This window comes from Leucobacter komagatae, assembly GCF_006716085.1.
GTDB lineage: Bacteria > Actinomycetota > Actinomycetes > Actinomycetales > Microbacteriaceae > Leucobacter > Leucobacter komagatae.
The window spans coordinates 2,232,024-2,244,233 of the sequence record NZ_VFON01000001.1 but is presented as its reverse complement, the minus strand read 5'-3'; the positions used below and the strand labels follow the sequence as shown (position 1 = coordinate 2,244,233).

At 68.8% G+C, this 12,210-nt stretch carries 12 protein-coding genes; 8 read left to right on the top strand and 4 right to left on the bottom strand.

Annotated features, from left to right (window positions below; translation table 11 throughout):
* Positions 1-5: 5 nt before the first annotated feature.
* Genes FB468_RS10220 through FB468_RS10205 form a run of 4 tightly spaced genes read left to right on the top strand, consistent with a single transcriptional unit; the run spans position 6 to position 1,646 of the window.
* Complete coding sequence (locus FB468_RS10220) at positions 6-518, top strand: hypothetical protein (RefSeq protein WP_141887247.1); 513 nt, start codon at positions 6-8, stop codon at positions 516-518.
* On the top strand, positions 518-1,183 hold the full coding sequence (locus FB468_RS10215; RefSeq protein ID WP_141887246.1) for a M23 family metallopeptidase: 666 nt from the start codon (positions 518-520) through the stop codon (positions 1,181-1,183). The genes FB468_RS10220 and FB468_RS10215 overlap by 1 nt, the downstream gene beginning before the upstream one ends.
* Positions 1,180-1,431: a hypothetical protein gene (locus tag FB468_RS10210; protein WP_141886018.1), complete on the top strand. Its 252-nt coding sequence runs from the start codon at positions 1,180-1,182 to the stop codon at positions 1,429-1,431. The genes FB468_RS10215 and FB468_RS10210 overlap by 4 nt, the downstream gene beginning before the upstream one ends.
* Complete coding sequence (locus tag FB468_RS10205) at positions 1,428-1,646, top strand: phage holin (RefSeq protein WP_141887245.1); 219 nt, start codon at positions 1,428-1,430, stop codon at positions 1,644-1,646. The genes FB468_RS10210 and FB468_RS10205 overlap by 4 nt, the downstream gene beginning before the upstream one ends.
* A gap of 60 nt (positions 1,647-1,706) precedes the next feature.
* Here FB468_RS10205 and FB468_RS10200 read toward each other — a convergent pair whose 3' ends face one another.
* The 4 genes from FB468_RS10200 to FB468_RS10185 are packed head-to-tail and all read right to left on the bottom strand — an operon-like array spanning position 1,707 to position 3,352.
* A complete protein-coding gene (locus tag FB468_RS10200) occupies positions 1,707-1,943 on the bottom strand; it encodes a hypothetical protein (RefSeq protein WP_141887244.1) in 237 nt (78 codons plus the stop codon).
* A gap of 13 nt (positions 1,944-1,956) precedes the next feature.
* Positions 1,957-2,808 carry a tyrosine-type recombinase/integrase gene (locus tag FB468_RS10195; RefSeq protein WP_141887243.1) on the bottom strand — a complete coding sequence of 284 codons (852 nt, stop codon included), beginning with the start codon at positions 2,806-2,808 and terminating at the stop codon, positions 1,957-1,959.
* The gene (locus tag FB468_RS10190; RefSeq protein WP_141887242.1) at positions 2,805-3,068 is read right to left on the bottom strand and encodes a hypothetical protein; all 264 of its coding nucleotides are present in this window, start codon (positions 3,066-3,068) and stop codon (positions 2,805-2,807) included. Before FB468_RS10190 ends, FB468_RS10195 begins: the two co-directional genes overlap by 4 nt.
* Entirely contained in the window at positions 3,065-3,352 is a 288-nt protein-coding gene (locus tag FB468_RS10185) for a hypothetical protein (RefSeq protein WP_141887241.1), read from the bottom strand. Before FB468_RS10185 ends, FB468_RS10190 begins: the two co-directional genes overlap by 4 nt.
* Before the next feature lie 297 nt (positions 3,353-3,649).
* On the opposite strand from FB468_RS10185, the gene rplK reads away from it, so the two are divergent.
* From rplK to FB468_RS10165, 4 genes are all read left to right on the top strand, one after another.
* A complete protein-coding gene (rplK, locus tag FB468_RS10180; protein WP_141887240.1) occupies positions 3,650-4,078 on the top strand; it encodes a 50S ribosomal protein L11 in 429 nt (142 codons plus the stop codon).
* Positions 4,079-4,088: 10 nt separating this feature from the next.
* Positions 4,089-4,778: a 50S ribosomal protein L1 gene (rplA, locus tag FB468_RS10175; protein ID WP_141887239.1), complete on the top strand. Its 690-nt coding sequence runs from the start codon at positions 4,089-4,091 to the stop codon at positions 4,776-4,778.
* Positions 4,779-5,018: 240 nt separating this feature from the next.
* Positions 5,019-6,167 (top strand): serine/threonine-protein kinase, encoded by a 1,149-nt coding sequence (locus FB468_RS10170; RefSeq protein WP_170219702.1) that lies wholly within the window; start codon positions 5,019-5,021, stop codon positions 6,165-6,167.
* The gene (locus FB468_RS10165; RefSeq protein WP_170219701.1) at positions 6,164-12,181 is read left to right on the top strand and encodes an Ig-like domain-containing protein; all 6,018 of its coding nucleotides are present in this window, start codon (positions 6,164-6,166) and stop codon (positions 12,179-12,181) included. Before FB468_RS10170 ends, FB468_RS10165 begins: the two co-directional genes overlap by 4 nt.
* Positions 12,182-12,210: the final 29 nt, after the last annotated feature.

Genomic DNA, 12,210 nt, shown 5'->3' with positions numbered 1-12,210 from the left:
CCGACATGGCATACGACAACAAGGGCATATACAAGTACACCGAGGCAGACGATGCGGTCACGATGTCCGCGCTTTTGAACCTCGGCCAAGACTCCGTATCGAACACGCTCAAGTACTTCGCCGACACCTCAGCAAAGCGCATGGCCCTCGTGCCGCCCCCGCCCGGCGCAATGTGGCAAGACACCGACAACGGCGAACGCCTGTGGTCTGTCGGCCCAGACGGCGCGTGGCGACTCCACGAAGGCCGAGTATCCGTTATCGCGGGCGCATGGGCGACCTCGCAAACGCCGTTCTTTGGCCGCACAATCACTTGGGACTTGCCGACCGTTCTGGCCCCAACCGAAACGCTCATGGTCACGCAAGACGAGGGATCCGGCACCGGGTTCTCAGCGGCCTCGCTCGCGAGCATCACTCGCTACACCGACAAGACCCAGATCACCGTGCGCCACCTGGCGTTTGCATCGAACGTGACGCAGCCCCTTAGCATCACTTGGCGCATTGTGAAGCGGGCCGTCTAATGGCAATCAAGCTCCTCCACCCCGTACCCGGCGCGCCTGTCACGGCACGGTTCGGCTGGCGTCCGGCGTTCACCGAGAACGGCGTATGGGTGCCCGCGATGCTCCACAACGGCACCGACTACGCCGCGAAGGCAGGAACCCCGATCCGGGCGATGCACTCGGGCCGAGTCACGTTCGCCGGATGGGACTACGCAGGCGGCGGCAACGCGATCAAGATCGGATCTGCCCAGTACTCAACGATGTTCCTCCACATGCAGAGCCCCACGAAGCTCCGCCCCGGCGACCACGTGAGCGCAGGCCAGATCGTCGGGTATGTCGGCTCAACCGGAATGAGTACCGGCGCGCACCTTCACGCGATGCTCCAGATCGGCGGGCAGTGGGTAGACCCGCTCCCGTACATCACGGCCACACCAGCCCCAGCACCCAAGCCCAAACCGAAACCCAAACCGATCCCCCAGGAGGATGAAGAAATGGAACCACAGTTCATCGCAGGCAAGAAGGACGGCACCAACGGCAAGGTGTACCAGCTCACCGCAGCGGGCAAGCGCCGCCTTGTGCCGTCGCCTGAGTGGACGGCCCGCCGCGCTGTCGAGGCCGCGAGCGGCAACAAGATTCCCGTGGGCCTCGTGCCCGACGCTGAACTCGCGAAGATTCCTCAGGCATGACCGACCTCACCCCGCTGATCGTGGCGGCGGTCGCCGCCGCCGCCGCGCTCGGCGCTGCGCTCATTGCCGCGGTCGTGACGGCGTGGGTGTGGACGATGCGGCGGATGCTCCGTGCTGAGGCCCACAACGTGCAGTTGTGGCGCTACACCCGCACACTGATCGACCACATCTATCGCGGCCTCGGCTCGCCCCCGCCCGAACCGCCCGAGTCCATCCGACACATCTACGAATCAGGAGATCCGTCATGACGACCCCCAAGCCCCTCAGACGCGACCGCAGCCGTCGCGGGAGTGTCTTTACGCTCAAGCTCCGTAGGTGGCTGTACGGCGTCGCGGCGGCGCTCGTGCCCGTCGCTACCGTGTACGGACTCACCACCGACGCGCAGGCCGCGGCGCTCCTCGCGCTTGCGGGCGCGCTCCTCGGCGTGACCGGGCTCGCGCTCGCGAACCCGACGGCGGACTAGATTGTAGAAACCCCTGTAGCCGGCGCGGTGCCGGCTACAGGGGTTTCTACAATGAGGGCGCTACTCGGTTCGCTTACCGAGCCCCGCGACGATGCCCGCCGCTGCGAGCAATGGCGTGCAAGTGAGCAGCAGCACGGCTGCAAAGACCAGCCCGCCCGGGTCACCTGTACCGAAGCAGAGCACGACGACGAGTAGGGAGACGCCGAGAAGGGCGAGGCCACCCCAGAGCAGCCAGTTAAACGCGGACTGCGCAGCGGGCACGAGCCGCGTAGCGGGGGTTTGGGTTTGCTGTGTCATGGCTTGATCCTAACTATGCTGCGAGGCCGAGCGATAGAGCGCTAACCGCCGCTACCTTGGCCGACCAGTGAATATCGGTGTAGAGCTGGGTTGTGCTCACGTCAGCGTGACGCATCAACTCCTGAACGACGCGCAGGTCTGCCCCTGCCCCGAGTAGTTCGGTGCCGTAGGAGTGGCGCAGCATGTGCGGTTTTGCGTGCCCGTATCCGGCTCGCCGCATCGCGCCTTTGATCGCCGTGTAGATCGCCTTGCGCCCGACACACCCCTCGACGGTATACGCCGGGAACCAGTACCCGGCCCGAGGCATCCGTAGCGCGAGGGCGCGCAGGTCGTCGTGCAGCGGCACTATCTCGATAACGCCGCCCTTGCCTTCGATCACGAGCGTTCCCCGGTCAAGGTCAATATCTTCACCGCGAATCTTCGCGACCTCGTGAATGCGCATCCCCGAGAGCACCGCGAGGAGAATGTAGGCCCGTGTGCGCTCACGGTTGGCCGCAGCGTAAACGGCGCGCACGGCCTCGAAGCTGAGCGGGCGCGGCTTCGTGCGTGGCCGCTTCGGTCGCGGCGTCTCCGAGGTCGGATCATCCTCACGCACGCGGGCACGGATCATCCACGCGCAGAACGCCCGGATCGTCGCGTGGTAGCTCGCCCGGCTCGCGTCGGACAGATCGGGCCGACCGCAGTACATGATGATGTGGAATGGCGCGAGCGTGCGCGGTGTCGCCTTCGTGAACTCGAACAGGTGGCGCATCACTGCGTCACGCTCGGTGTAGGTGCGATCGGAAAGCCCTTGCGCTACCTGCCAGTGTCGCCATGTTTGCAGCAGTGCCTCGGTGTCATCCCAGAGCGTCGGCTGTTCGGTCAATTTGTTCCCTCGTTCTCGGGCGTCCGCCCGTATCTCTGTTGCGCGCCTTGCTTCGATATGCCCAGCGCTTCGCCAATCGTGGCCCAGCTTCGGCCCTGTGATCGCCACGACGTGACGGCGGTAGCGATCACTTCATCCACGTCATTACGGAGGGCCGCGAGGTCGGATAGTTCCACCTCGTCAGCCTCAGCGACGCGACGCCCGGCGGCGCGCAGCATCCGCCGCACCATCGCCAGAAACTCGCCCGTCTCAACGCTCATAGCGCGCCCGTCGCGTGTGGCGAATCGGCGTCAATGTTGGGTTGACGCTTCGGCCACACTGCGCGGCGTCGTGCGTCGCGTTCCCGCCGCACGGCTTCGAGCTGCGAACGGCACCGCGCGCAAGTGATCGCGTCATGGTCGAAGGACAGCATGACCGTGCCACCTCGCCCAGCTCCGCACCCGGCCCGCGACCCGGGAAGTTCGATGGGCTCCTGCCCGCCTTTGTTGTACTGATCTTCCTCAGCGTTGAACATCCACCCGAAGTGAACCTTGCGTGTGCTCATGATGCGGTCACCGCCCAAAGCTCAAGCAGCTCGGCGGCGGTATCGGGGCAAGTTGCGTCCTTGTAAAGAACAGGTCATCGGTTCAAATCCGATAGGCGGCTCCACGATGAAAACGCAGCGCGTTTTCGATCCTCTCCACGCCGCCTCGAGCCCGAGGTGCGGGATCGCGCCCAATCCGCTAAACTATTGAGGTTTGTGTCCGCGAATTGTCGCGGCTGCAACAACACCGCGCGCCGGAACGGCCGGCGAGGCGGGAGAACGGGCGCGACCGCGCTCGTTCGGCGAAAGGAAACAATCATGGCAAAAGCCAAGAAGGTTACCGGTCTGATTAAGCTTCAGATCGCAGCCGGCGCCGCCAACCCGGCACCCCCCGTGGGCCCCGCCCTGGGTCAGCACGGCGTCAACATCATGGAGTTCTGCAAGGCGTACAACGCTGCGACGGAATCCCAGCGCGGCAACGTGGTCCCCGTTGAGATCACTGTCTACGAGGATCGCTCGTTCACCTTCATCCTGAAGACCCCGCCGGCGGCGGAGCTCCTCAAGAAGGCTGCTGGCGTACAGAAGGGCTCGGGCACCCCGCACACCGTCAAGGTTGCGAAGGTTACTGCTGAGCAGGTTCGCCAGATCGCCGAGCAGAAGCGCGCCGACCTGAACGCGAACGACATCGACGCAGCAGCGAAGATCATCGCGGGCACCGCTCGCTCCATGGGCATCACGGTCGAGTAAGGGTACGAACATGGCACAGAAGTCGAAGGCGTACCGCGCCGCTGCCGCAAAGATTCAGGCAGACAAGTTCTACACTCCCGCTGAGGCAGTTGCCCTCGCGAAGGAGACCGGTTCGGCAAAGACCGACGCGACCGTTGAGGTTGCTGTTCGTCTCGGCGTCGACCCCCGTAAGGCCGATCAGATGGTTCGCGGTACCGTGAACCTTCCCCACGGCACCGGCAAGACCGCACGCGTCATCGTGTTCGCAAACGGCCCGGCAGCTGAGGCTGCTCTCGCCGCTGGCGCAGACGAGGTCGGCGGCGACGAGCTCATCGAGAAGGTGGCCGCTGGCTACACCGACTTCGATTCGGCTGTCGCGACCCCCGAGCTCATGGGCAAGGTCGGTCGTCTCGGTAAGGTTCTCGGCCCGCGCGGTCTGATGCCGAACCCCAAGACCGGCACCGTCACGATGGACACCGCTAAGGCTGTCACCGACATCAAGGGCGGCAAGATCGAGTTCCGCGTCGACAAGCACGCTAACGTGCACTTCATCGTCGGCAAGGCGTCGTTCTCGCAGGAGCAGCTCAACGACAACATTTCGTCGGTTCTCGACGAGATCGTTCGTCTCAAGCCGGCTTCGGCAAAGGGCAAGTACGTCATCAAGGGCGCTGTCTCGACCACCTTCGGTCCTGGCATTCCGCTCGACGTTTCGGGCCTCTAAGGTTCGAAACGAGGCGTAACGCTTCAGCGAGACGGCCCCTCCACTTCGGTGGAGGGGCCGTTTCCGTTACGTGGGAGGTGGCACGTCGGCGCTGCGCCGAGCGGGGCCGCGTGAGGCCGGCTTAACTTATTCACAACCGGTGCGCTCCGGGCGCGTCTCCATCTTCCACTGCGTAAGATAGCTGTATGTTTGTAGCCGAATTCCCCGTCCGTGCGCAGGCACGCTCGGTGGAGTAGCGAGATGGCTGAGCCCCAGCTGAGACCGCCCGGCATCCCGGGGTTCTCGTACGTGCGCCCACTCGGTTCCGGTGGATTCGCGCAGGTGCATCTCTACGAACAAGACATGCCGCGTCGCGTCGTTGCGGTGAAGGTACTCGACGCCGGTGAGGGCGCTCCGAACGCGCAACGGCTGCGAGAGGTGTTCGAGAGCGAGGCCGACGTGATGGCCAGGCTCTCAAGCCACCCGTCGGTCGTGACGATTTACCAGGCGAGCATTTCGCTCGACGGGTCGCCCTACATCGCGATGGAGTACTGCCCTGCATCGATGGGCGCGCTGACGAAGGGTAAGCCCGCGCAGCTCGCGGAAGTGCTCGACGCGGGCGTCAGGATCGCGGGCGCGCTCGAGACCGCGCACCGGGCCGGCGTGCTGCACCGCGATATCAAGCCGTCGAACGTGCTGCTCACGACGCTCGGCAAGCCCGTGCTCGCCGACTTCGGTATCGCCTACGTCACTAAGCGCGGCCAGCCCGAAGAGGCCGAGGTCGCGATGTCGATTCCGTGGTCGGCGCCCGAGGTGCTGAGCCTCAAGGTGAGCGGCTCGGTCGCCACCGAGATTTGGTCGCTCGGCGCAACCCTGTACACATTCGCGGCGGGTCGGTCACCGTTCGAGCTCCCCGATCGCGGGCTGAACACCCGGTCGAAGCTTGCTGACCGAATCTCGAAGGCCGTGTACCAGCCGGTGCCGGGGGCGCAGGGCTACGCGCCGTTCGACGGCGTGATGTCTCGGGCGCTGAAGCGTGACCCGGCTGCGCGGTTCACCTCGATGCGAGAGCTCGGTGAGGCGCTCCAAGAGCTCCAGCGGCACTACGGCTACGAGGTCACACCGCTCGAGGTCGTGGCAGAGGCCTGGCTGCCGCGCGTTGAAACGATCCCGGTCGGCACGCGCGGCCCCGTCGTGAGTACCGTCGGCCACGCGTCGCGCGCGGAGCAGCGGGCGGCAAAGCGCGCCCAGCAGTTGGAAGCGGGTCGCGGCACCGACCGTGACGGCGTCGTGCACGACCGCGCGCCGCTGTCGCCGCTGAAGGCGGGCCTGATTGGCGCAGGCATCGGCGTCGCTGTAATCGCGGTCGCCGGTGCCGTGCTGTGGGCCGCGCTCGGCGGCGGGCTATGAGCCGGCGGTCCGCGCCCAAACGGGCGGCGGGCTCACAGCGCGTGCGCGGGTGGATCGCGGGCGCCGCAGCCGTCGCGGTCATCGCGACGGTGGCTGTCGTGTCGAGCGGGTTCGACTCGCGTGAGACGCCGCGGGCCGAGCCGAGCGTCTGGGTCACCCGCGACGCGGGCCAGTACGCGCGCGTGAATACCGAGACCGGCGAGATCGACACGGTTCGGAAGGTCGCCGAGCCGAGCGGCGTCGTGCAGCGTGGCGCAGACAGCCTCGTGCTGAGCCACGGCAATGGGCAGGCCTGGCGGGTGGACGCCGCGAGCCCGCAAGACCTGTCTGACGACGCAGCAGCGAAGGGTGCCGGTGATGACATCGCGCAGGAAGACGGCGGCACCGCCTCCGCTGAAGCAGGGGCGGCCGACGGCACCGCCGCGACGAACGCCGCGCTCGCAGACGCAGCGGCGAGTGTTCTCCCGGACGGCGCGCGCGATGTGCTCGGAGCGGGGGAGTACTTGCTGGTGCGCACCGAGTCCGGCCGCGTGTACGTCGGGACGAGCGTCGAGGCGCTGAAACAGCTCGACCCCCGTGCGCCCGACGGGGCTGGCAGCGGCGAGAGCGGCGCCGGCGACAGCAGCAACGCCGCCCCCAACGCGGGCGACCGCGCGAAGGCCGGCCAAGACGGCTCCGCGCTCGAATTCTTGACCGACGCCGTCGCGCTCGACGCGAAGGGCAGGGTCGCGCTGTACTCCGCGAGCAGCGACACGCTCTGGCAGTACGACATCCGCGCAGAGCGCTTCCTCGGCGTCGGAGACCCGCTGCCACGCGCCGCAACCGGGATCGAGCAGCCCGAGCTAGCCCTCGTATCGGGCGACTGGGTGCTGCTCGACCCCTCGACGGGCCGCGTCTTCCGCGCGGGTGAGAAGCCCCAGCGCATCGATGCGGTCGGCGCAGCCCGCCTGCAGTGGAGTGGCGAGGGCGACGGGCCGGGGGCCGGCGGCGGCACCGCGGCGCTCATCGCCGACACGGCGGGCCTCTGGCGTGTCCCAGCGTCGGGTGAGCCGAAGCGGATCGCGGAGAGCTCGGGCGCACCCGCCCGGCCGAGCGTGGCCGACGGTGTGCGCGTCGCGGCCTGGGTCGACCAGACGCGGGGCCAGCTCTGGCGAAGCGACGCCGGGGCGGGAAGCGCGCTCTCCGACCTGCAGTACGACGAGGCGGCCGGCACCGTTGGTGATCCCGAACCCACGTTTTTCACGAACGGCGAGCGCACCGTGCTCGGCGAGACCCGCAGCGGCATGCTCTGGACGCTGCCTGACGGGCGGCTGATTCCGCTCGCCCAGTGGACAATCTCGGACCCGCCGAAGGAAGACAGGGGCACCGTCGTCGTCGACGAGGTGACCGAACAGGTGCCGCCCGTCGCACAGGACGACGCGTTCGGCGTGCGCGCGGGCGAGCCGACACAGCTGCAGGTGCTGCTGAACGACTACGACGCGAACAAGCGCGACGTGCTCACCATCGTGCCTGAGTCGCTCGGCGAGTCGCCCATCCCGGCGGAGTTCGGCACGATCGAGCTACTGCCCGACGCGCAGTCGCTCTCGGTGCGGCCGGCGAGGGGCGCGACTGGGTCGGCAACATTCAGCTACCGCATCACCGACGGCGCGCTCGAGTCCGAGCCCGCGACAGTCACCCTCACGGCCGTGAGCGGCGACGTGAACACGGCGCCGGAGTGGTGCCCGGTCGCGGGCTGCCAGCGCGAGTGGGGCGTGCCAGATCTCGCGCCCGGCGGCACGCTCGTGCACCCGGTGCTTGAGGGGTGGGTTGACCCCGAGGGTGACCCGATGCTGCTCGCGGGCGTTGAGCTGCTGCGGCCCGAAGACCCCGCGCGGGCGATGATCACCGCCGACGGCCGCCTCGCGGTGAAGCACCTCGACCCGAACGCCGGGGCGTCCGAGCTCATGCTGCGCATCACGGTGCGGGATGCGCGGGGTGCGGAGGCGCACCGCGACCTGCAGGTCGCGATCCAGCCCGGCGCCCTCGCCCAGTTCCTCGGCACGGCTGTGACGGTGCAGGTCGGCCCGACGGCGGCCGTGGACGTGCTCGATCGCGTGTCGGGCGGCTCAGGCTCGTTCGTGCTGCGCGATGTCAATGTGTTGAGCGGCAGCGACCGCGTGCGCGCCACCGCGAAGCCGGCCGACGGGACCGTCGAGGTCACCGCGACGAGCCCCGGGCAAGCGCTCCTCTCGGTCGGGATCACCGACACTGGAACGGGCGCTGAGCTCACCGGTATCGTGCGCGTCACAGCAACCGAGGGGAGCGCCCCCCTCGCGCTGCCCCCGCTGCGCGCGTTTGTGCGGCCCTTCGCCGACTCCACCGTCGAGGTGCTCGACGCGATCGCGGGCGCTCAGTCGCGCTCACTCGCAGTCGCAAGCGCCACGGTCACCGACGGGCAGCTGCGCGCGGAGGTCATTGACCACTCCAAGGTGCGCGTCGCGGGCAGCACTGAAGACGGCGCTGCGGGCCGCATCGGCGCGGCTGACGTCGTCGTCACGGAGGGCACCGCGCGCGCGACGGGGCGCCTCACCGTGTTCCAGGTGCCCGAGTCGGGCCTCGCGGGCGCCGTCGCCGTCGCCGACACCGCGACCGTGCGCGCGGGCGACGTCGTCGACATCCGCGTGCTCGACAATGACATCTCGGCCCCGGGGGAGCGGCTCGTGCTGCACCCCGAGATCACCGGGTCGGGCGCGAAGGGCGAGCTCGCCTTCGCCTCGGGGAGCGTGCTGCGCTACCTCGCGCCGCAGAAGGCAGGCACGTACGAGCTTCGCTACACGACCTACGGTGCCTCCTCCCCCGAGGCGAGCGACACCGGCTCGGTGACGGTGCGGGTGATTCCGCAGGGCGCGAACTCCGACCCGCAGCCGCGCGAGCTCACCACGCGGGTCGCGCCGGGCGCCGTCGCCGAGGTGCGGGTTCCGCTCTCGGGTGTCGACCCCGACGGCGACCGAGTGCGCCTGTCAGGCGTCACTCAGGGCGATGATTCGCACGTCGCGGCGGCCATCACCCCGACGGGTAACGGCATCGCCGTGACGGTGAGCGGTGACGCTGAGCCAGGCCTGCACACCGTCACCTACTCCGTCCACGACGGGCGCGGGGGCACGGGGGAGGCGAAGCTGCGCGTCATCGTCGCGGAGCAGCAGGAGACTGGCGCCCCCGTCGTCTCGAGCGACTATGTGCGCGTCGTTCTCGGGTCGCAGACGCCTGTGGTCGTCTCGCCGCTCGACAACGACGTCGACCCGGCAGGCGGCAAGCTCGAGATTCTCTCCGTCGAGCCCAACCTGCCCGGAGGGGCAAAGCACCCCGAGTATGCTCGCGCGGCCGCAAGGATTGACCTGTCAGACCTCGCCCAGGGGCGGGTCTCTGTGACCGCCGGCGCTGAGCCGGGCACCGTGTCGTACCGCTACACGGTGAAGTCGGGTGCCTCGTCGAGCACCGCTGATGGGCTCATCCTGGTGCAGACGTCTGACAGGGTTGGCTCGCAAGCGCCCACCGTGACCGACACGATTCTCAGCGTGCGCGACCGCCACAACCTCGCGCGGGGTGGCGTCGACGTCGTGACCGACAGGGTGCGCTGGGCCGCCGGCGACGTGTCTGCGCTGAAGCTCACGCTCTGGGAGGGCGGCCAGCCCGGCTACACCGTGAAGGGCAACCGGATCGTCGGCGCCTACAAACCCGAGGGCGACCTCGTGGCCTTTAAGCTCAGCGGCGCCGATGCGGCTGGAAAGCAGGTAGCGAGCTACGGGTTCTTGATCGTGCCGCCACTCGACGAACTCAGGCTGACGCTTCGGCCGGGCGTGCAGCCCATCACCGTCGACGAGAACAAGACGGCCGACGCGACCGTCGCGTCACTCGTCGACGTGGGGGCGAACGATACCGTCGAGCTTCGTCAGGGCTCCTTCTCGGTTGGGCGCTCTGGGGCGAGCTGCCAGGCGATCTCCCCAGGGGCGCTGCGTTACTCCGCGGGCGCCGAGGCCCCCTGGTCTGACGTCTGCGTGATTGACGTGCGTTTGGCGGGCCAGACGACCTGGACGGCGCTTCCGATCCCCGTCACGATTGTGCCTCGCGACCCCGTCGTGAAGCTCGAATCGTTGACCCGCACGATCGCGCCGGGTGACGCCGAGCGGATCAACCTTGCCGACATGGTGCGGTGGGAGGGTAACCGCGCGGGCGACGTTTCGAAGCTGAAGTTCTCGGTCTCGGGCGGCGGCTCAAAGTTCACGGTCAGCGCCTCGGGCGCGGCCGTCTCGGTCGAGGCCTGGGCTGACGCCGCGCCGGGCAGCCAGGAGAACCTCACGGTGACGGTGAGCGGCGCGGGTGAATCGCGCGCGCCGCTCGTGCTGCGCGTCGGCCAGGTGCCCCGCGACACCCCGCGGGGCGCGACCGTCGACCTGCGCTGCACGGTCGGCGGGAACTGCGCGACAGACGTCATTGGCCAGCCGGGCGAGTACGACCCCTTCGCTGGGAAGCAGGGCGGCGGCCTGAAGCTCGACACCGTGAACTCCGCGGGCTGCTCCGTCGGCACCGTGCGGCGCGCGGGCGACCGCGGCATCTCGGTGTCGTGGGCTGACTCCCGCGGGCCGGGCGGGCGCTGCACCGTCGGCTTCACCGTGCGCGATGCGCAGGGCAGGGTCGGCGAGGGCAGCGTTGAGCTCGACGCCCAGGGCGTGCCGCGTGCCCCGGTGAGCGTGACCCCGACGGGCGCGACGGGCGACAGCGTGAGTCTCGCGGTCGCCCTCAACCCGCAGGCGGCGCACCCCGCCGTCACGGGCGTCGAGCTCGTCACCAGCGGCGGCGCGGCGGTTGGCACCTGCTCGGTCGCTGGCGGCACTGCCAGCTGCACGGTCTCGGGGCTCACCCCGGGTAAGGCGAACCAGCAGACCTACTACGCTCGTGCGGTGAACGGCGTCGGCGCCTCAGATCGCACTGCGAATGGCGCGGCCACGTGGGCGTACACGCCACCCTCGGCCCCGAAGGTCGAGGCGACGGCAGTGAAAGACAGCACGAACACCTCTACAACGCAGGGGCGCGTCGAGGTGCGCGTTTCCGGGGCCGATTCGGCAAGGCGGTTCCTGCTCACCGTCGGTGAGCACTCCGCCGTCGAGGTCGGCAGGCGAAGCGTGCACCAGGTGAGCCCGGGCTCACACACCGTCACTGTCATCCCCGAAGACGCAGACATTCCGCCCGGCTACTCCGGCTCCGCGCAGGGCGGCGCAGGCACGGCCACTGTCACCGTGGGGGCCGCGCCCATCGCGGCCGCGAGCCGCATCGTGCCCGACGCGGCGGGCGATGGCTCCGCAACGATCGTGTATGACGAGTGGGGCGCGAACTACGCATCGAACGTGGAGTACACGTTCGGCCTCGCGCGCGAGGGCGCAGGCAAAGCGCGGTGCTCGCAGAGCTCGCCCCAGTTCGGTGGGCTCACACGCTTCGCGACGTACACGGGGGTCATGTGTGCGACGAGCGACTCCGGCACGACAACCGTGCAGCTCGCGCCCGTCTGGGTGGGAGGCGTGCCCGAGGCCCCCACGGTGCAGCAGGGTTACGTCGTGGCCCCCGATGCGTCGGGCGCCGACAGGGTGCGGGAGTACACGGGCATCGCCGCGCAGCCGGTGTTCGGCGGCAAGGTGCCCTCGGCCCGACTCGTCTTCAGCAACGGCAACACCGACACGCTGCTCACCGCCCCCGTCGGGGGCACCCTCACCGTGAAGCAGTGCGTCGGTGACCCAGCCGCACCGAGGTGCTCGCCCGAGGTGCCGGTCGCGCCGCGAGACGGCGGGCCGACGGGCGTGAGGATATCGCTCGTCGCTCAGTGTGTGCCGGCCACCGGCGACCCCGCCGACAGCTTCCAGCTCGAGGGAACGGGGCCGGGTGCTCCGACCTACACCGCCGTCGGCAGCGACATCGAGGTTGCGTGGCCGAATGCGCAGTGGAACCCGGTAACGTTCACTGGAGTGGTCTGTGGCACGCCGTAGCAGCACCTCGCGGGCTGCGAGGCGGCCCC